Raw genomic sequence first — 20,395 nt, 5'->3', positions numbered from 1 at the left:
GGGAGCGGGGCGGGGGCCGGGCCCCCGCTCCCGGGGGGGCCCCCCCCGGGCGGCCCCCCCCCCCCCCCCCCCCCCCGCTGCTCGGGAGACAGTGTTCACAGTTTCTCGTTTCTCGTTCTCGGGGTTTCTCGGTCCGGTTCGACCGAGAGATCTGTGACGGCGTGCGCTGCCGTCGATGGGTACTGGGTTCGGTTCGACCAGTGCACTTTCGGTCGGGGTTCGAAGTGCGTTGTATGGGTCGGCCGCATCAACGAGAAAGTTCCGATGATGGTGTGATCACGTAAGTCGATGCGAAACGCCGTCCGCCGCAGGGGTATCCACTGCTCTACACGGGCAGGGCCAAAATGCGGTGTCTTCCAGGCAATTCCGGTAGACGGCGCACTCGTGCGCGACGGCCTGGGGCCGGGATACGAGAGCCGGGTTGTGGGCTACGCCACTGATCTGCTCACAGTCGGCTCACGGCGTGGCCGCCGAGCGGGTGTCCGCCTCGCGCCGTTGCGGTGCGGACACCCTGGACACGTGGATCGGGGCCGGTCGGCTCGGCGCGGTCGTCGACCATCGCGGTGCCGACTTGTGTTGCGTCGTCATGGGTTTGTACCCATTCGGCGATCTGGTCACCCGTGTTCTTCGTACGGCGAAATAAATTCGGCTGATCCGAACCGTCGCCGCAGAGCATGACGAGTGCTGGACTCGAACGGGCGCCGGATTGTGCCGGCGACCGGGCTGCCGTGTTCGCGTGAACGAACAGAGCGCGGGAGTCGGAGTCGATTCGTGACGGGATGAGAGAGACGATGAGTGCTGTCCGACGCCGGACGCTGAAGACGGTCACCGGAGTCAGTGGCGCCGTGAGTGTGTATGCGGACGCGATAGATCCACGGCAGTCGACTGTCGCGTCGTCGATCGAGATCGCGAAGATCGCGGAGGCCAACAAGTTCGATGCCCTGTTCGCCGCCGACCTGCTCAGCTTCGGCGCACAAGGCGCGATCGGCGCGCAGGAGCCGCTGATCTATCTGTCCGCATTGAGTTCGGTGACCACGGACGTCGGTCTGATCGCCACCGTGACCAGCACATTCCATCACCCCTACAACCTGGCGCGACTGTTCGGAACGCTTGATCACGTGAGTAACGGTCGCGCGGCGTGGAATGTTGTCACGTCGTCGGTCGGCGAAGAGAACTACGGTGACCAGGACCTGCCTGCCCCGGAGGAGCGGTACGCGCGGGCAACCGAATCCCTCGAGGTGGTCAACGCGCTGTTCGACAGCTGGCACGAGGGCGCGCTGACTCCCGACGGGCACGGCGGCGCGGTCCTCGACGCGACGCGTGTGCGGCCGATCGACCATGCGGGACAGTACTTTACGGTGAAAGGGCCGCTCAACATCCCGCCGCTGCCGCAGCGGCGACCTGTGCAATTCCAGGCGGGTCAATCGGCGGGCGGTATCGAGCTCGGCGCACGGTTCGCCGAAGTCGTGTTCACCTCACTGCCCACGCTCGAAGATGCCGTCACCTATACGAAAACGGTGCGCGCCCGCGCGGCCGAACTCGGCCGTGCCGACGCAGTGCCGCTGATCATGAGCTCTTTCCACGCCACCTACGGCGCGACGGAGGATGAGGTGCGCCGACTGGTCCGCGAGGACGCCGAAGCCACCGATCTCGACGCGGGTCGAATCCGCTTGGCAGACATGTTCGGCGGCGGTATCGACCTCTCGGAACTCCCGGTGGACAAACCCATCCCACAGCACCTGCTGCCCGAGGTGGCCTCGGTGAACCGCCGACGTGGGCGCGTCGAGATCTTCACCAAGCTCGCGGCCTCGGGCCTGACCCTGCGCGAGTTGATCATCGCTTCGAAAGACACCGGACACTGGGCCGCGGCAGGCACTCCGGAGCGGCTCGCCGACGCGATCGAGGAACGGTACCTGGCAGGGGTGCTGGACGTCATCTCGCTGGGCGGTCTCGCGGACCCACGGACCCGCGACTTCCTCACCAACGGACTTCTCCCCGAACTGCGCCGCCGAGGCATCGTCGGGAATGACTACCTGGGCGGAACCTTCCGCGAGAATCTCGAACTTCCGCCACTGTGACGCTGGTCGGCGGCTAGGCGCAGATTACGGGCAGCTGTCAGACGCCCATTGCCGGATCCGCGCCCGTCCTGGAATACTTAGATAAGCTAACGTATTGCCGGACAAAGGTGTCTGTTGTGAGTGCACGAAGCGACCGAAGGTTGAGGAACGACCCGAGGAGGCGGGCAGTGGCACCCGACACGCGCGAGCGGCTGATGCGGCGTATTGCCGACCTGTACGCGGCCGAGCAGGAGATTCGCGACGCGCAGCCGATCGACACCGTCACCGCAGCGATTCGGCGACCTGACATGCGCCTCGCGCAGCTCGTGGCCGCGATCACGAGGGCCTATGCCGACCGTCCCGCGCTCGGACAGCGCGCGATCGAGCTAACTGTGGATGCCGCGACGGGCCGTCGATCGCTGCGATTGCTGCCAGCTTTCGAGACAATCAGCTACGGCGAACTGTGGGCGCGGGTGACCGCCGTGGCGAGCGCATGGCACCACGATTCCGAACAGCCTTTGTGCACTGGCGATTTCGTGGCGATTCTGGGATTCACCAGCCGCGACTACACCACGATCGATCTGGCCTGCGTGCATCTCGGCGCGGTTGTCGTCCCGCTGCAGGCGAGCGCGTCGGTCTCCCAGCTGAGGGCCATCATCGCCGAGACTGCCCCGCGCATTCTGGCCGCGACTCCCGAACATCTCGAGGTCGCAGTCGAGTGCATTCTGGCGGGCACACCGCCGCGGCGGCTGATCGTTTTCGACTACCACCCCGAGGACGACGACCAGCGCGACGCGTTCGAATCCGCGCGCCGACGTCTCGCGAGTGCGGGCAGCGCGGTGCATGTCCAACCATTGCAGACCGTCCTCGAACAGGGGCGTGCCCTCCCGCAGGCCCCGCTCGTCGTCCCGGAGGCCGAGGACGATCCGCTGGCCCTGCTCATCTACACCTCCGGAAGCACAGGCACGCCGAAAGGCGCGATGTACACCGACCGGTTGGTGGCGGCGATGTGGCTCGGGGCACCGCCGGTGTCCGCGATCAATCTCAACTACATGCCGATGAGCCACGTCGCGGGGCGCATGTCCCTGTTCGGGGTGCTCGCCCGCGGCGGCACCGCCTACTTCGCCGCCAAGAGCGATATTTCGACACTGTTCGATGACATCGCGCTGGTGCGACCGACGGAGCTGTTCTTCGTTCCGCGGGTGTGCGAGATGGTGTTTCAGCGCTATCAGAGCGAGATGGACCGCCGCACCGTACCGGGCGTCGACCTCGCGGCGCTCGACGGCGAGGTCAAAGCGCAACTGCGGCACGACTTCTTCGGCGGCCGCTTCATGACGGCGCTCTGCGGAAGCGCGCCGCTGGCCGCGGAGATGAAGGTGTTCATCGAGTCCCTGCTCGACCTGGATCTGCACGACGGTTACGGCTCGACCGAGGCAGGCGGCGGTTTGGTGATCGACAACCAGGTGCGGCGGCCACCGGTGCTCGACTACAAACTTGCCGACGTGCCCGAGCTCGGCTACTTCCGTACCGATCAGCCACACCCGCGTGGCGAATTGCTGTTGAAGACCTCAACCATGATTCCCGGGTACTACAAACGGCCGGAGGTCACCGCGGAGGTATTCGACGCTGACGGCTTCTACAAGACCGGTGACATCGTCGCCGAGCTCGGACCGGATCGGCTGGTCTATGTCGATCGCCGCAACAATGTGCTGAAACTGTCCCAGGGTGAGTTCGTGGCCGTGTCGAATCTCGAGGCCGTCTTCGCCAATAGTCCACTGATTCGCCAGATTTTCGTGTACGGCAGTAGTGAACGCGCCTACCTGCTTGCGGTGATCGTTCCCACCGCGGACGCGCTTGCCGCCGACGACTCGGATGGGCTGAAAGTGTCGCTGACCGAGTCGCTGCAACGGATCGCCAAGGACGGCAATCTGAACCCTTACGAGATCCCGCGCGACTTCCTCATCGAGACTGAGCCGTTCACCACCGACAACGGCTTGCTCACCGGCATCGGTAAGCTGCTGCGGCCCACGCTCACCCGGCGCTACGGTGCGCGGCTCCAGCAGCTGTACGCCGACCTTGCCGAAGGGCAGGCGAACGAATTGCTCGCGCTGCGGCGCGAGGCGGCGGACCTGCCTGTGCTCGACACCATCAGCCGTGCGGCCCGAGCGTTGCTCGGTTGCGCGATCACGGATCTGCGGCCCGACGCGCACTTCACCGACCTCGGTGGCGATTCCCTTGCTGCGCTGTCCTTTTCGAATTTGCTGCAGGAGATCCTCGGTGTCGAGGTGCCGGTCGGCATCATCGTCAGCCCGGCCAGCGATCTCCACAAGCTCGCGGTGTACATCGAGGCAGCGAAGGACTCCGCGGCCGAGCGTCCGACGGTCGCGGCTGTGCACGGCAAGGGGGCTCACCGAGCCCGAGCCCGTGACCTCACACTGAACAAGTTCATCGACGTCCGAACTCGCACTGCGGCACGGGATCTCCCGCGCGCCGCGCCTGCCCACACGGTTCTGCTGACCGGCGCGAATGGGTATCTCGGCCGGTTTCTCTGCCTCGAATGGCTTGCACGCCTGGATCGAACCGGCGGCACGTTGATCTGTCTCGTCCGGGGGCGTGACGCGGCGGCGGCGAGCGCACGGCTCGAGAAGGCGTTCGACAGCGGCGACGCCGGACTGCTCAGGCGTTTCCGGGATTTGGCGAGCCGGAACCTGGAGGTTCTCGCAGGCGACATCGGAGAATCGAATCTGGGCTTGGACGACGCGACGTGGCATCGTCTCGCGGAACGCGTCGACCTGATCGTGCATCCAGCTGCGCTGGTGAACCATGTCTTGCCCTACAGCCAGTTGTTCGGACCCAATGTCGTCGGCACCGCGGAACTCATCCGCCTGGCGATCACCACACGGCTCAAGCCCGTCAACTATCTCTCGACCGTCGCGGTGGCCGCTCAGATCCCGCCCGCGATCTTCGAGGAAGACGGCGACATCCGCGAGATCAGTCCGGTGCGCGTCGTCGACGACAGTTACGCGAACGGCTATGGCAACAGCAAATGGGCGGGTGAAGTGCTGCTGCGGGAAGCCCACGACCTCTGTGGCCTACCGGTCGCCGTATTCCGGTCGGACATGATTCTGGCCCACAGTCACTACGCAGGTCAGCTGAACGTGCCCGACATGTTCACGCGTTTGCTGATCAGCTTGCTTGCCACCGGCATCGCGCCGACCTCCTTCTACGAGACAGCTGCCGACGGCGTTCGGCAGCGGGCACACTACGACGGCCTGCCCGCAGACTTCACCGCCGAAGCGATCGCCGCTCTCGGCGCGCAGGCCACTGCGGGCTTCCAGACCTTCGATGTGCTGAACCCGCACGACGACGGTATCTCACTCGACGTATTCGTCGACTGGTTGATCGAAGCGGGTCACCCGATCCAGCGCATCGATGACTATCGAGAGTGGTTCGCCCGCTTCGGCACCGCGCTTCGGGGTCTACCCGAGCGGCAGCGGCAGGCCTCGCTGTTGCCGTTGCTGCACGCCTATCGCCGGCCCAGTCTGCCCATCGCCGGATCGGTGATTCCGGCCAAGGGCTTCACTGCCGCGGTGCAGGCCGCGAACATCCGCCCCGGCAACGACATTCCGCACTTGTCGCGGTCGCTGATCCGTAAATACACTTCCGACCTGCGGCAACGCGGCCTGTTCTGAGGGCGGCCCGGCATGCCTTCCGGGCAAGTGTGGTAGGCACGGAGTATCCGAAACATTGTGTGCCAGAGGATAACTGGTTGGCCTTTCGGTTATCTGTCGGTCATTCGGTCGCATAAACGGCAAAGGTGTGCAATCTTGTTATTGCACAACGGCATTCATAGGGAACCCGAGCTTGCCCACGGGCGTCGGCGAAGGGGGTGCGGCGAAAATATGTCGTCGTCGAACACATCCGGGTCCGGCGGCCATATCGCGGCGCGGCGCGGCCGGGATAGGGCTTCGGCCGTACCGTTGTGGCCGGGCATGATCTCCTCGGAACTGTCACAACGCCTCGACCTATCACAGCGGCTGCAGCCGCCACGGCGGCTCGAGGCGCCGCAGCGCGTGGACCCGCGACAGAGCCTCGGCCGACAACGCCGCTCGCGGCGGCGCGCCGATCGTGCGCACCACGGACCGCTGCGATTCTGGTGGCTCAGCGCGTTCGCGATCGGTGGGTCAGTGGCGACAGCGGCGATCGTGCTGGTCTACAGCGCCGCGGCGACCGACCCGCGCCAGTCCGCGACGGTGGTCGATCCGGTGCTCGGCGGTCGGCCCGGCTGTGAGGCGACCCGGACCGAACAGCTGGTGCGCGGCAACGGCATCGGTTCGAGCGCGACCGGGCCGGAAGTGATTCTGGCATTCCAGCACGCCTACTACGTGGAGCGTTCGGGGCAGGCGGCGCGGGCGGTCACCACACCGGACGCGTCGGTGCCGAAGATCGAGGTGATCGATGCGGGTATCGCGTCCATTCCGCCCGGCAGTCAGCACTGTGTCCTGATCGTGCCGATGAGTGATGGCCGATTCGATGTGGTGATCACCGAGAGCCGCCCCAATTCGACCGTGCGGACCTATCGGCAGGTCGTGACTGTGGCCGACCGCGAAGGCTCGATCGTCATCACCAAGATCGCGCCCCCTGGCTGAGCGCGGATTCAGGCGGTCGCAGTCTCGTCGGCCGCGCTGCGGCCACCACGGATCTCGACGATCGGTAGCACCAGGGCGGTCGGCGTGCCTGCGGGCACGACCGGATTCCTGGGCGCCACCGGCGAAACCTGTTGATAGGCAAGGCCTAGCGCCGGGCGGGTGTCCTGCTCGCCGTTGTTCGGCCAATAGGCCGCGGCGCGTTCGGCCTGCGCGGTGATCGTCAGCGAGGGATTGACACCGAGATTCGCCGACACCGCGGCACCGTCCACGACGCTCAGGGTCGGGTAGCCGTACACCCGGTGGTAGGCGTCGATGACACCGGTTTCCCGGTCGGCGCCGATCGGCGCTCCGCCCAAGAAGTGTGCGGTCAAGGGGATATTGAAGATCTCGCCCCAGCTGCCGCCCGCGATGCCGCCGATCTTCTCGGCGACCCGGCGGGTGACGTCGTTGCCCGCCGGAATCCAGGTCGGGTTCGGTTCGCCGTGGCCCTGCTTGCTGGTCAGCTTGCGGCCGAACAGGCCGCGCTTGGTGTAGGTCGTGATGGAGTTGTCCAGGTGCTGCATCACCAGCGTGATGATCGTGCGCTCACTCCAGTTCTTCACACTGAGGAAGGTGAGCAGGGTGAACGGATTGCGCAACACGACGCCGAGGAACCGCAGCCAGCGCGGGATCCGGCCGCCACCGTCGACCATCAGCGTCTGCATCAGGCCCATCACATTGGAGCCCTTGCCGTAGCGGACCGGCTCGATGTGCGTGTCGTGGGTGGGGTGGATGGATGAGGTGATCGCGACGCCCTTGGTGAAATCCGCACCGGGGGTGACCTTCTTGGTCGCCGCTCCGACGATGGATTCGGAGTTCGTCCTGGTGAGTTCGCCGAGTCGATCGGAAAGGTCGGGCAGCACACCCTTGTCACGCATCGCGTGCAATAGCTTCTGGGTGCCGAGGGTGCCTGCGGCCAGGACGACCTGACGGGCGGTGTAGGTCACGGGACGCTTGCGCACCCACGCGCCGGTGCGTTCGGTCGCGACATCCCAGGTGCCGTCCGGTAGTGGGCGCAGTTCGGTGACCGTCGTCATCGGAATCACCTGCGCGCCTGCCTTTTCCGCGAGGTACAGGTAGTTCTTGACGAGTGTGTTCTTCGCTCCGTGCCGGCAGCCGGTCATGCATTCACCGCATTCGAGGCAGCCGGTGCGCTCAGGACCGACACCGCCGAAATACGGGTCCGCCACGGTCTTGCCCGGCTCACCGAAGAACACGCCGACCGGAGTCTGTACGAAGGTGTCGCCGACGCCGAGATCGTCGGCCACCTCCTTGAAGATCTCGTCGGCCGGAGTCATGTGCGGATTGCGCACTACGCCGAGCATCTTCTGTGCGCGCTCATAGTACGGCGTGAGCTCGGCACGCCAGTCGGTGATGTCGCGCCACTGCGCGTCCTGGAAGAAGGGCTCCGGCGGCACATACAGGGTGTTGGCGTAGTTCAGCGACCCGCCACCGACGCCGGCGCCACCGAGGATGAGGACATTGCGCAGCGGGTGGATGCGCTGGATGCCGTAGCAGCCGAGTTTGGGCGCCCACAGGAACTTTCGCAGGTCCCAACTGGTCTCGGGGAGTTCGTTATCGGCGTAGCGCTGACCGGCCTCGAGCACGCCGACCGTGTAGCCCTTCTCGATCAGCCGCAGCGCGGTCACGCTGCCGCCGAATCCTGAACCGACGACGAGTACGTCGAAATCCGTCTCTCGTTGGTCCATGTGGTGCTCCTCGATCGGTGTCGCCAGTGACACCGCTAACACTACTACTGGGTAGGTTACGGTCGATTGTGGGCTGTCAGCGGGTGGATATGAGCAGGCAGTGACATTTCACAGCTGAGTTTTCCACCAGGCGACGGTGGCGGCGACGGCCTCGTCGAGGGGAGTGGGGTGCAGGCCGAGCCGCTGCTGGCTGTCGGTGGAGTCGAGCACGAACGGGCGCGCGACTTGATAGCTCATTTCCGCGAGCTCGCGCAACTGGGCGCTGAACAGCCCCAACAGCCGGATCACGGTGATCGGCGCGGCGGACACCTTGGGGGCGGTGACACCGGCGGCGGTGGCGATGGCGTCGATGAGTTGGCGCTGCGTGATCGGCGGCGCGGTCGGCGCATGCAGGAAGGTGTTCCATGCCGATTCGTCGGCGGCCGCTCGAATCATGGCGGCGGCGAGATCGGGGACGTAGGTGAAGGAGTGCGGGACGTCGAGTTTGCCGAGCGCCTGCACCTTCTTGCCGGTGAGGATGGGGGTGAAGAGTTGTTCGCCCGCCACCGAGGCGCGCACGTACGGGCCGAGGAAGTCCGAGGCCGCGACGCTCACCGTCGGGGTGGCGTGGGCCGCGCGAGCCCGCACCAGCTGAGTCCGGACCGCCGGCTTGCCGAAATCGGCATCGCGGGTCCCGGTTTCGGTGATGGGGCCCTCGACCTTGCCATAGGAATAGAGATTCTCGGCGAAAACGACCACGGTGTCGGCCTTCCCGGCCTCGTCCATGACCGCCTGTTCGGTGGGAGGCAACTCGGCCTGCCATGTCTTCGCGGCGTAGCGCGAGGCGCCCGCGCAGTGATAGATGGCGGTAGCGCCGTCGAACTGGCCCGAAAGCTGTTCGGGCAGAGTAACGTTCACCGCGCGCCGATCGATGAGGCTATGCGCGGGCCCGCTGCCGGAGCGGGTGAGCAAACGCACCTGCTTGCCTGCGGCGGCCAGCTGCTCGGCGATCGTGGCGCCGGTGGGTCCGGCTCCGGTGACAACGTGCAGTTCGGTCATTGCGCTCCCTGGCTCTCCTTAGAGAGCGATGCTCTCTATCGCTCAAGGATGCGGCACTTCCGCTGCGCTGTCAAGAGCATTGCTCACGGTTGTTGACAATGCTCTCTCGAAAATGCACGGTGGAATCGTGCCGACTACTCCCCGCGCCCGAGCCCGCGCGCAAACTATGGCCGACATCGTCCGGATCGGCCGCGAACATCTGGCGACCGACGGCGCTGCTGCGCTGTCGTTGCGTGCGGTGGCGCGTGACCTCGGCGTCGTGTCCTCGGCGGTCTACCGGTATGTGCGCAGCCGAGATGAGCTGCTCACTCTGCTGGTCGTCGAGGGCTACAACGCGCTGGGCGATGCCGTGGACGCCGCCCTTGCGGCAGCCCCCGAAGACCCGGCGCAGCGGCTGCGGGTGGTCGGCCGGACCGTGCGCGCCTGGGCGCTCGCCGAACCTGCTTGGTATGGGCTACTTTTCGGCACGCCGGTTCCGGGCTACGACGCGCCGGCCGAACAGACCGTCTCTCCGGGAGTTCGGGTGATCGCCGCGCTGTTGCAGATCTACGGTCAGGCCTATCGCGGCGGACTGCTCGCCGAGCCTTCCGAGCCTGTTGCCGTATCTCCCGTGCTGGCAGCGAGTTTCGCCCAAATTCGCAGCGAGTTCGCGCTGGATGCGCCGGACTGGGTGTTCTCGCGCGGCATCACGGTATGGAGCGCGATGTTCGGTGCGGTGAGCTTCGATGTATTCGATATGTACGGCCGCGACACGTTCGCCGATCGGTCCGAGTTGTTCGAACTGCAGCTCGACCGGCTGGTGGAGCTGCTGGGTTTCTCATGATGTGGCACAAGCCACTGTTGTCCACTGATGTGTCGGACGCTACAGTTACCCGCCAGTAGGTCAAGGGCGTCACCGGTGACGCCGACATGAGCGGGGAATCATGAATCGACGGCACCGTCGTGTCCGGATATTCGCCACCTCGGTGGTGACCGTCATTGCGATCGCGACCGGCATCGTGTCGGCGCAGTCCGTGCAGGCAGCGCCCGACGCAGGTGCCCTCGGTGCGCAGTGGACCGCGACTCATGATGGGCCACGGGCATATCCGAACGTGCACATCGATTGGGATGTTCCGATCACGATGAGCGACGGCACCGTCTTGAAGGGCAATGTGTACCGCCCGGCGGATGCCGGCGGGCGACCTATCGACGAGCAGACGCCGACGATCGTGAACCTCACCCCCTACACGAAACTCATTTCGAATGTGCTCGATTCGGCCATGACCTTCCCGATACTCGCCGACGCGCTCACCGAGGTCTTCAAGACCTTCGACCTGTCGGCGTACGGACTCGGCGGGTTCACCGAGATCACCAAGGCATTGCCCGCAGGCACGCTGCGCGCGTTCGGCGTCGACCGCAAACTCGTGCAGAGCGGCTACACCCAGGTGGTCGTCGATGTACGCGGAACAGGTTTCTCCCAGGGCATCTGGCAGGTGTTCGGCGAACGCGAACAGCAGGACGGCGTCGAGGTCGTCGATTGGGCCGCCACGCAGCCCTGGTCGAACGGCAGGGTGGGGATGAACGGCATCTCGTACTCGGCGATCAATCAGTTGCAGACCGCCCAACGGCATCCGGCCGCGTTGCAGGCCATCTTCCCGATCGTGCCGGGCAGCGATCTGCTGCGCGATATCGCGGCCACCGGCGCGGGCGTCGGGTTCGGATTCCTGCCCGTGTGGCTGATCGGAGTCAACGGCACCAAGTTGCTTCCGGATGTGCTGTCGATGATCGCCGGGGCCTTCGACTGGAAGTGGCTGGCCGATCGGGTGCGCGACCCCATGACGTTCTTCAACTATTTGATTGCGGCGCTGACGGTTCCGAGCATCGACGCGATCCCGCCGGAGCTCGAGACGCTGATCCGCGACGACAGCCCGATCCGCACCTCCTGGCTCGGGCATCCGGAGCAGGTGACCATACCGACCTTCGTCTACGGCGGCTGGCACGACATCTTCACCTACTCCTCGCCGCGGGTCTACAACGCGGTGAATGTGCCGCAGGGGCAGAAGAAGCTGGTGATGGGCGACGTCTACCACCTCACCAGCGGCAGTGGCAACGGCCTGCCCGGCGGTCCGCCGCGCCTGGATGTGCTGCAGCGGGCGTGGTTCGACAAGTGGCTCAAAGGCATCGATAACGGCATCGACTCGATCGCGAATGTGACCATGTGGCAGCAGAGCGGCGGGTGGACCGAAAGCCCCAGCTTCCCGCGGCCGAACATGGACTACCGGCGCATGTATCTGAACGCGACGGCCTCCGCAACGGCGAACAGCCTGCACGACGGCAGCCTCACCGCGACACCGGGCGATCCGGCGCGGGTGACGGTCGCGCCTGGACTCGCCACCCTGTGTTCGCGCGATTCGGCCACCGGCACAGCGGGCATCACCGCGGCACTCGACCTGTGCGCCAAGGACTCTCGCGTCAGTGAACTGAACGCCATCACCTTCACCAGCGCCCCGGTGGCGGAGCCGACACAGGTGTCCGGACCGATCAACCTGCACCTGAACACCGTGCTCGACGCCACCGACGGATATTGGTCGGCTACGGTCAACGACGTTGCCCCCGACGGTCGTTCGACGGTGTGGACCAGTGGCCAGCTGACCGCGTCGCTACGGAAAGTGAACGAGCAGAAGGCTGTTCGTTCGGCCAACGGCGACTACACCGACCCCTATCCGATCCTGACCCTGGACACCCGCCAGGCGATCGTCCCCGGTGAGCCGACCATCGTCGACATCGGCCTCGCCGCCACCGACGGTGTGCTGCAACCGGGCCATCGGCTGCGGATCGACATCTATGCCATGAACTTTCCGCGGGGGATTCCGCTGCGGCCGCTGCTGAACGAGAGCGGACTGAAGCCGCAGCACGTCCAACTCGACCCGGACGAGCCGAGTTGGGTGAACATCCCGGTGGAGGGCAACCCCGGTTGGTGAGGGGCAGCCCGGCATTTCCCCGACTCGGTGCTGGTAGGGCAGTTTCTGAGTAGTCTTCGACCCGTCGATCGATGCTTTGGAGCGTAGCCACTCATCCGCAGCTGTGGAACGGGAAACCATGGTCACCCATCGCTGGAAGCCGAATATCTCCCTTGTCGCCGTCGCCGTGGCCATTACGCTGTTGCTCGCAGCGTGCGGGTCCGATGCGTCGAGGACATCGGGCGGTGGCAACGCCGGTCCCGACGGCATCCCGGTCGCCTACCGGGAGCCGGTGAAGCTCACGAGCGAGGACGGCGTTCTCGAAGTGCGGCTGTCGGCCCATGCGGGCATTGTCTCGCTCGACACCGTCTCGAAACCTGTGTCGAACTTCCTGGTCTTCGGCTACGAGGTCATCAAGGGCCTCGCCTCGGACGGCTCGACCAAGGGCGACAACCTCTACCCGGCGCCAACGCTGCATGTCGATCCGGGCGAGCGCCTGATCGTGCACTACGACAACGATCTGCGGGACCTGACAATCGAGGACTACTACGATCCCGCTTTCACCCCAGCGGGCGAGGACGTTCCGATCTACCCGCCTGCCCTCACCTCGTCGCCGCTCAACCTGCACACCCACGGACTCCATGTCAGTCCTGACGGCAACGTCGACAACGTCCTGCTCGACATCCCCGCCGGTAAGGGCAACGTCTACGACTATGCGCTGCCGAAGGACATGCCCAACGGCCTGTACTGGTACCACAGCCATCGCCACACGCTGACGGCTCAGCAGACCTACAAGGGTTTGGCCGGTCTGCTCGAGATCGGACGGCCCGACGGCAACCTGCCGCTGGTGACGCGTGATCACCTCCCGATCCGCACTATGGCGCTGCAGTACAACTACGTCTTCGATCGCAAGGGCAGCGGTCATCAGTTGAACGACCCGAATCGGCCGCAGTACGTGAGCACGCTGAAGCCTCCCGAGGGATCGCAGCTCGCCGACGGCACGTACCGGCCGAGTCTGGTCCCGGCGAACTTCGCGGAGACGACGAACGGCTCCCGGTATGTCACCAACTGGTACAGCGGGCCACTGTCGCCGGCCAACCACCGTGGTCAGAACCAGTTCGTGCCGAGCAACCTGCAGAGCTTCACCAGCGGTCCTACGTCGTCGCCCCTCTCGGTCCCCGCGGATCTCGCGCTACCGGACAACCAACGCGACGTGCAGTTCACGATCAACGGGCAGTTCCAGCCCGCACTGAAGCTGAAACCGGGTCAGACCGAGATATGGGTCCTGGCGAACATCAGCGACATGGCCTACATCCCCGTCATGCTGACCGAAACGGCGACCGGCAACCATCCGAAGTTCGCCATTGTCGGCCAGGACGGCGTTCCCTTCTCCGAGGTCAACCTGCCGGTCGACGGCGACGGCACGCGTCTGGTGATCCCGCCGGCCTCGCGGTACGCGATCGCGGTCACGATGCCGAAAACCGGCGATCTGGTGCTCGAGATGCCAGCCGCACCCGACGCCAGGCCGAGCACGGAGCCCGGCGTGCTCTACACGAACAACGGCACCGACCAGCCGCCCGCCGTACTGGGCACGGTCAGCGTCGACCCCTCGGTCATCAGCTACCAGGACGGCTTTTTCACCTTTCCCACCCAGAAGCTCATTCAGGTGCGGCCCGACCGCGGCGAGGGCCGGACCACACCGTTCGTGCCCGGCCAGCAGCTCGACGCCTACACGTCCTTCGTGGACACGTCGGCCACCACGCCCGCTGTGCAGCGCACGTTGACGGTCTCGGGTGGCTTCGGCAACGAGAAGGCGAGCAACAGCGACCCGAAGGCGTTCACCTACCAGTTCGACGACAACACCTTTCCGAACATCCCGTTGCTCCAGCCGCGACTCAACTCGGTCGAGGAATGGTTGATCACGAACCTGAACAACGACGAGCACCCGATGCACATCCACGTCAACGACTTACAGGTGATGGGGATCGTCGATCCGGTCGCGAAGTCCGTTACCGGAGTGCAGATGTGGGGCGTGGACAACGTCAACGTCCCGGCTCCCGTGACCGACGAGAATGAGAACCCACTGATCCCCGCTTCGGTGACGTTGCGGATGAGGTTCATCGACTACACCGGCACCTTCGTGATCCATTGCCATCGCCTCAACCACGAAGACAACGGCCTGATGGCGATCGTCAACGTGATCCCCGAAGTATCGACCTACGCGGTGGCGATCGCAGGGGGACCGGGTAATCCCGCGACCGTGCAGGTCTACGACGGCGACGGCGACAAGCTGGTCGCGACCGTCACACCGTTTCCCTCCTTCGTTGGCACGCCCACGGTTGCCATGGCCGACCTCAACGGCGACGCGGTGCTCGACCTCGTCGCCGGCACCGGTGCCGGCGTCGGTTCCGAGGTCGTGGCGTACAGCGGTGTCGGCGGTACACGTTTCAGCACGGAACTGGCTCGGTTCACACCGTTCGGGCCCGACTTCCGTGGCGGCGTCAACGTCGGAGGCGCCGATATCGATGGCAACGGATCGGCTGACAACCTCATCGTCAGCTCGGGTCCTGGCATCGAATCGGCAGTGCGCGTGTTCTCTTCGGCTCTGACCAGCGAGCTGGGCAAGGCGCCCGAGCTGTATTCGAGCTTCACGCCGTATCCCGGATCGAAGGCCGGGGTCACAGTTGCGACCGGAATGGTCGATACCGCCTCGGGCCGGGCCAGCATCGTGACGGCCCCGGGGCCCGGCGAGGCTCCATGGGTGAAGACCTTCCGTTACGACCTGTACACGCCGACTGCCTCCGCGGCGGCGAAAGGCACGACAGGCCCGCATGCCGGTCGTCCGGGGGAGCCGGAGATGACCTCGGATTTCCTGGCCTTCGATGAGAACTATCGTGGCGGTGTCGCGCTCTCGACAGGGTGGGTGGCCGGCGCCGAGGGCGGGGCGAAGAGCATCATCACGGGCATGATCGCCGGCGATGGCACGGTGCGGGTCTGGTCGAGCGGATCGCGGCTCGACGGCGAGCCTGCGATGTACACCGAGAGCCCGAACCATCATTCGGGCACGGTTTCCTTCAGAGAGACAACGTCATTCACCCCCTTCGTCGGCGGCACCGGGGTCCAGGTCGCGACCACCAGTACGACCGCGGGTGCGGATCTGCTCGTCAGTGGGCTCGGCGGGAACGGAAGCGAGGTCCGACGGTATGGGCTGAGTCGAGCGGCTCCGGGCGCCACGACCCTGTCGCCGAGGTTGTTGAACACGCTTGTCCCGATTCCCGCACCGTCCGGGCCCGCACCGCTCGCCGGTCGATAGCGGGTGCCGACCGGTCAGGGGAGGGACCAGAGCTGCCTGGTCACTACATAGAAGATGACGACCCAGGTCAGGGTGAGTACGGCGACAACTGCGAGCCCCTGCAGATTCGTCTTCGCGGCCGGTGCGTCCGGGGGTGGCCGCAGCCACCGCTTCAGCAGCCGGTTCACGTAGTAGGGCATGGTGAAGAAACTCATGGTGAAACTGGACAACAGGTTGCCGACGAGCAGCCCGAGCCACAGCGGCATCTTCAGCGGCGACAGCGCGAGGGTGAGCAGCACGACGGTCGGGTAGAGACCAACCCAGACCGCGATGGCTGTCTTGGTGTCCGACGGAGCGGGAGCAGTGTTGCCGTTCTCGTCGAAGGCGAACCAGCTACCGAACGAATTGTCGATGGTGCGCAGCTCGAAGTCGCTGAACTTCTCACCCTCGGCGAGCAGTTCCCGGCGCCGGTTCGAGGTGAGCCACCTGGCCAGGTTCGCAGAAGTGTCGAAACGGTACAGCGCGGTCCATTCGTCCTGAATGCCTTCGATGGGACGGAAGAGCTCGCTGCCGCGGAAGCCTTCGAATTTGGCCTCCTCCTGAGTCAGGTGCTTCTGCCACGCAACGAAATCGGCGACGCTGTCGTGATTTACGCGGTGGGTGACGACAACCGTGACGAGCGGATCCGTAGGTCGCGTGCCGCCGCTGATGACCTGCTGGGTGGCGGGGCCGTCGAAGTATTGCCTGCCCTTGTCGAGAAAGTCCTGACGGGTGGCGCTGTTTATCCAGGCCTGCAGGTGGGCGAGGGAATCGAAGCGGTAGACCACGACCCACTCGGTTTGCGCGGCCGTCGGGGCGGCGATCTCGGCGCCGAGAAATCCGGCGTAGCCGGAGGCCGCGTCGTTCACTTCCTGCTGCCAGGTCTTGAAGGCCCGCCCGAAACCGGCGTGTACCTTCTGGCCGATGATGACAGTCGCGGCACTGTCGGTGAGCTCTGCGGGTTCCATCACGATCTCCTCACGGCTCAGCCCGCATCGAAACCGGTGTCTTCGCAGAGCCTGCGGTAGATGCGTTCCGGCGTGAACGGCAGCGCCCGATATCGGACCCCCGTCGCATTCTCGAGCGCGTTGGCCAGTGCGGGCGCCACCGGGTTGATGCAGCATTCCGCGATACCCTTCGAATGCATCGGCCCGACAGAATCTGTCGAGTCGACAGTGAGCACCTCGGTGCGGGGAACATCGGCATAGGTCGGTATGCGGTAATTGCGCAAGTTCGGATTGACCATGACGCCGTTCTCGTCGATGTGGAAGTTCTCGGTCAGCGCGAAGCCGATGCCCTGGGCGACGCCGCCCTCGATCTGGCCACGCACCTGCGCCGGGTTGATGACGACTCCCGCGTCGGCGGCGTGCACGCTATAGAGGATGCGGACCTCACCCGTCACCCGATGGACGGCGATGCGGAAGCCGTGACTGTTGAAGACCACGCTGCGCGGCGACCCGAAAGCCTTGCGCGCCTCCGTCAATCGGATGCCTCGTCGACGCGCCAGCTCGACCAGCTCGGACAAGGACAAGCGGCTGCCGCCGCAGATGACCCCGTCATCGTCCATCGAGCACGACGAGACATCGACTCGCGCATGCGCGGCGGCGAAGGCCAGGATGCGATCGCGCAGGGCTTCGGCGGCCCGCAGTACCGCGTTCCCGGCGACGAAGAGGCCCGCGCTGGCGAATGCCCCCGTATCGAAACCTGTTCGGTCCGTGTCGGACTGCACGATGCGTATCCGCGAGGGTGTGGTGCCGAGCTGGTCGGCCGCGATTTGCACGTGGGCGGTCGAGGTTCCCTCACCGAACTCGACGGTGCCGATCGCGAGCTCGTAGACGCCGTCATCGCCGAGGGTCAGCCATGCCTCGGAGAGATGGTCGGTCGGGGGCGCGGTCTCGTGCAGGGAGCTGGCGGCACCCGTACCGATAAGCCAGCCGTCTCCGAGTGGCGGTCCGTCGGTGTTGCGGCGGAGGGCCGTGTCGACGAGATCGATGCATTGCGAGAGGCCGTCCTCGCTGAACATGACGTCGTCGGGCCCGTCGTCGAGCGCGATGAGGGCGTCACCGGGACGCACGATATTGCGCCGCCGTAGCTCGAAGGGATTCATGGCGAGCGCGATTGCCAGCTCGTTCATGGCCGACTCCACCGCGAACGTGGGCTGGGTCATGCCGTAGCCGCGTAGTGCGCCACTGGGCACCGTGTTCGTGTAGACCGAGTAGGCGTCGAACTTCTTGTTGGGGCAACGGTAGATCGCCATGGCGGCCCCACCCGCGAACAGGGTCTCGCCACCGTGGTTGCCATACGCGCCCGTGTTCGACACATTGCGGACCTGGAACGCGGTGAGTGTGCCGTCGGCCCGTGCGCCGAGCTTGATCGTGAGCGCCATCGGGTGTCGCGGTGACGCTGTAGTGAATTCCTCCTCCCGGGTGAACTCGAGACAGACCGGCCGCCCGGTGTCCAAGGCGGCGAGGGCGACCAGATCCTCGGAAATAACCTCTTGCTTGCCGCCGAACCCGCCGCCGACCCGCTTGCTGAACACGCGCAGCTGATCCGGACGGAGGTCGAAGAGATAGGCGAGTTTGCCTTTGGCGATCGACGGGGACTGCGAACTGGTGCGCACGTGCAGGCGACCGTCGTCCATCCACGCGATCGATCCATGCGTCTCGAGGTGCGCGTGCTGCACGCGCGGTGAAAGGTATGTGCCCTCGTGGATCACATCGGCCTCGGCGAACCCGGCCTCGACATCACCGACGTGCCCGTGGACCTCGAGCAGGATGTTGTGCTCGGGATCGTGCACGAACGGGTCGCCCGAGCCGTGCAGCGGGGGAGCGCCGTCGGCCATCGCCTCCTCCGGGTCGAAGACCGCGGGCAGCATCTCGTACTCGACAATCACCGCGCGGCAGCCCGCTTCCGCGGCTGCGACGGTGTCGGCCAGCACGGCGACCACCCGTTGGCCGACGAAACGCACTGTGTTGTCGAGGATGTAGGTGTCGCTTGGATCGACGAGGTGATCGGTGTGTATCGCCGTCGTGAACCTCTTGCGCGGCACATCCGCCCAGGTGTACACCCGATGCACACCGGGAACCGCGAGCGCCGCGGTCTTATCGATGGACACGATGCGGGCATGAGCGTGGGGTGAGCGCAATATCTTGAGATGCAGCATGCCGTCGATGGCGGTGTCCATCGTGAACTCGGCACGGCCCGTCACCACCTCGGTGGCCGCTGGCGCGCCGACGCTCGTGCCGACTGCCCGGCCCGGCCCGGCGACCTCGATCTCGGCTACGCCGTTCAGCGCATCTTCGATCGCCCGGTAGCCGGTGCAACGGCAGAGGTTGCCTTTCAGCGCGCGGGGCAGGTCTGCCGTCTGGGCGTCGGTGAGCGCCACCGCGGTCATGATCATGCCCGCGGTGCAAAAGCCGCACTGGAAGCCGGGGGCGTCGCGGAACTGCCGTTGCATCGGATGCAGGTCATCCGGCGAACCGAGGCCTTCGATCGTCGTGACCGCACACCCGTCCGCTCGGAACGCGGGCGTGATGCAGCTGTGCACCGGAATGCCGTCGAGCCACACCGTGCACGCACCGCAATCGCCTGCGTCGCAACCCTTCTTGACGCCGTAGTAGCCGAGCGAGCGCACGAATGTGCGCAGGCATTGACCAGGGTTCGGCTCGTCGTCGAAGGTCGTTCCGTTGACGGTGTATGTCATGCCGGGCATCCCTCGGCGAGCTCGACGCGGATCTCCTCGGCGAAGTGCCTGGCCAGGTGGTGACGGTGGTCGGGTGTGCCGTTCGGGTCGCTGAACCACAGGTCGTCGGGTAGTGCATCGATGCCCTGCCGCAGTTCTTCGGCGCCGGGCATGGTGTCGAACGTCAGGCGCACCGGACGAGTGGTGCCCGCCGTGATGGTCAGCAGCAGGTCGGCGGCCCCGGGCGACTGGGTGGCGATCATGAACAGTGTCGAGCGGCCCAGGTGCGTGAGGGTGAAGCGCCGGTGCGTGTGCCGCTTGCGAAGCGCGCCGATCGGGATGTCGATACGCCGCAGAATCTCGCCGGGGGCGAGGACGTTGTGGTGGTCGCCCGTGACGAAGTCGGCCGCGTCGACGGTGTGTTCGGACCCATCCGCGGCCCACACTGTGTAGGTGGCTTCGAGCGCGACCGTCATGGTGATCATCGGGCCTGCGGGCAGCGACATGCAGATATTGCCGCCCACCGTCGCCGCGTTCCAGATCTTGAACGACGACAGGAACGCCTCGCAGCTGGTGGCGAACAGCGAGCCCGCGCGCCAGTCGCTCGGCGGTGCGAAGGCCGCCAGCTCACCGATTGTGCACGTCGCGCCGATCTCGAGCCCGGCATCGCTGGGCGCCAAGCTGTCCCAGCCGAGTGTGGTGAGATCGACGAGACGGCGCAGCTCCGGCTGTTCGGTGGAGAACAACCATGTTCCCCCGGCGAGCCACGCGTCACCATCGCGCCAGACCGCACCCGGTCGGTCCGGGGGGCGCCGGACGATGTCGGTGATCGTGTTGAGATCCATAGCGCTGCTCCCTCGGAGAAGGTGCCGTGCTGCTACTCGCCCGCGAGTTCGATCGCGACGCTGATTCGCCGTGTCGGGCGCGTCGCCGTCCACGTGTTCGCCTGGC

The 20,395-nt window shown here is 65.8% G+C and carries 11 protein-coding genes; 6 read left to right on the top strand and 5 right to left on the bottom strand.

Features of this window, described 5'->3' with window-relative positions; genetic code table 11:
* Window positions 1-791: 791 nt before the first annotated feature.
* The 3 genes from ACFU4Z_RS28730 to ACFU4Z_RS28720 all read left to right on the top strand — a co-directional run bounded on the left by ACFU4Z_RS28730 (window position 792) and on the right by ACFU4Z_RS28720 (window position 6,706).
* Window positions 792-2,078 carry an NtaA/DmoA family FMN-dependent monooxygenase gene (locus ACFU4Z_RS28730; protein WP_379068823.1) on the top strand — a complete coding sequence of 429 codons (1,287 nt, stop codon included), beginning with the start codon at window positions 792-794 and terminating at the stop codon, window positions 2,076-2,078.
* 194 nt (window positions 2,079-2,272) lie between these two features.
* On the top strand, window positions 2,273-5,749 hold the full coding sequence (car, locus tag ACFU4Z_RS28725; RefSeq protein WP_379068869.1) for a carboxylic acid reductase: 3,477 nt from the start codon (window positions 2,273-2,275) through the stop codon (window positions 5,747-5,749).
* Window positions 5,750-6,049: 300 nt separating this feature from the next.
* Complete coding sequence (locus tag ACFU4Z_RS28720; protein ID WP_379068820.1) at window positions 6,050-6,706, top strand: hypothetical protein; 657 nt, start codon at window positions 6,050-6,052, stop codon at window positions 6,704-6,706.
* 8 nt (window positions 6,707-6,714) lie between these two features.
* On the opposite strand, the gene ACFU4Z_RS28715 is transcribed toward ACFU4Z_RS28720, so the two are convergent.
* Window positions 6,715-8,454: a GMC oxidoreductase gene (locus ACFU4Z_RS28715; protein WP_379068817.1), complete on the bottom strand. Its 1,740-nt coding sequence runs from the start codon at window positions 8,452-8,454 to the stop codon at window positions 6,715-6,717.
* 108 nt (window positions 8,455-8,562) lie between these two features.
* Complete coding sequence (locus ACFU4Z_RS28710) at window positions 8,563-9,492, bottom strand: NAD-dependent epimerase/dehydratase family protein (protein ID WP_379068814.1); 930 nt, start codon at window positions 9,490-9,492, stop codon at window positions 8,563-8,565.
* Between the two features lie 127 nt (window positions 9,493-9,619).
* On the opposite strand from ACFU4Z_RS28710, the gene ACFU4Z_RS28705 reads away from it, so the two are divergent.
* The 3 genes from ACFU4Z_RS28705 (at window position 9,620) to ACFU4Z_RS28695 (ending at window position 15,744) form a co-directional block, all read left to right on the top strand.
* Window positions 9,620-10,315 carry a TetR/AcrR family transcriptional regulator gene (locus tag ACFU4Z_RS28705; protein WP_379068811.1) on the top strand — a complete coding sequence of 232 codons (696 nt, stop codon included), beginning with the start codon at window positions 9,620-9,622 and terminating at the stop codon, window positions 10,313-10,315.
* A gap of 100 nt (window positions 10,316-10,415) precedes the next feature.
* Entirely contained in the window at window positions 10,416-12,452 is a 2,037-nt protein-coding gene (locus ACFU4Z_RS28700) for a CocE/NonD family hydrolase (RefSeq protein ID WP_379068808.1), read from the top strand.
* Between the two features lie 118 nt (window positions 12,453-12,570).
* On the top strand, window positions 12,571-15,744 hold the full coding sequence (locus tag ACFU4Z_RS28695; protein ID WP_379068805.1) for a multicopper oxidase domain-containing protein: 3,174 nt from the start codon (window positions 12,571-12,573) through the stop codon (window positions 15,742-15,744).
* A 14-nt stretch (window positions 15,745-15,758) separates the two neighbouring features.
* Here ACFU4Z_RS28695 and ACFU4Z_RS28690 read toward each other — a convergent pair whose 3' ends face one another.
* The 3 genes from ACFU4Z_RS28690 to ACFU4Z_RS28680 are packed head-to-tail and all read right to left on the bottom strand — an operon-like array spanning window position 15,759 to window position 20,289.
* Complete coding sequence (locus ACFU4Z_RS28690; RefSeq protein ID WP_379068802.1) at window positions 15,759-16,730, bottom strand: antibiotic biosynthesis monooxygenase; 972 nt, start codon at window positions 16,728-16,730, stop codon at window positions 15,759-15,761.
* Between the two features lie 17 nt (window positions 16,731-16,747).
* Complete coding sequence (locus ACFU4Z_RS28685) at window positions 16,748-19,465, bottom strand: molybdopterin-dependent oxidoreductase (RefSeq protein WP_379068799.1); 2,718 nt, start codon at window positions 19,463-19,465, stop codon at window positions 16,748-16,750.
* Window positions 19,462-20,289 carry an FAD binding domain-containing protein gene (locus tag ACFU4Z_RS28680; protein ID WP_379068796.1) on the bottom strand — a complete coding sequence of 276 codons (828 nt, stop codon included), beginning with the start codon at window positions 20,287-20,289 and terminating at the stop codon, window positions 19,462-19,464. The genes ACFU4Z_RS28685 and ACFU4Z_RS28680 overlap by 4 nt, the downstream gene beginning before the upstream one ends.
* Window positions 20,290-20,395: the final 106 nt, after the last annotated feature.

Origin of the sequence: Nocardia sp. NPDC057440 (assembly GCF_042802915.1) — a bacterium.
GTDB lineage: Bacteria > Actinomycetota > Actinomycetes > Mycobacteriales > Mycobacteriaceae > Nocardia.
This window is presented reverse-complemented; position numbering and strand designations above follow the sequence as displayed.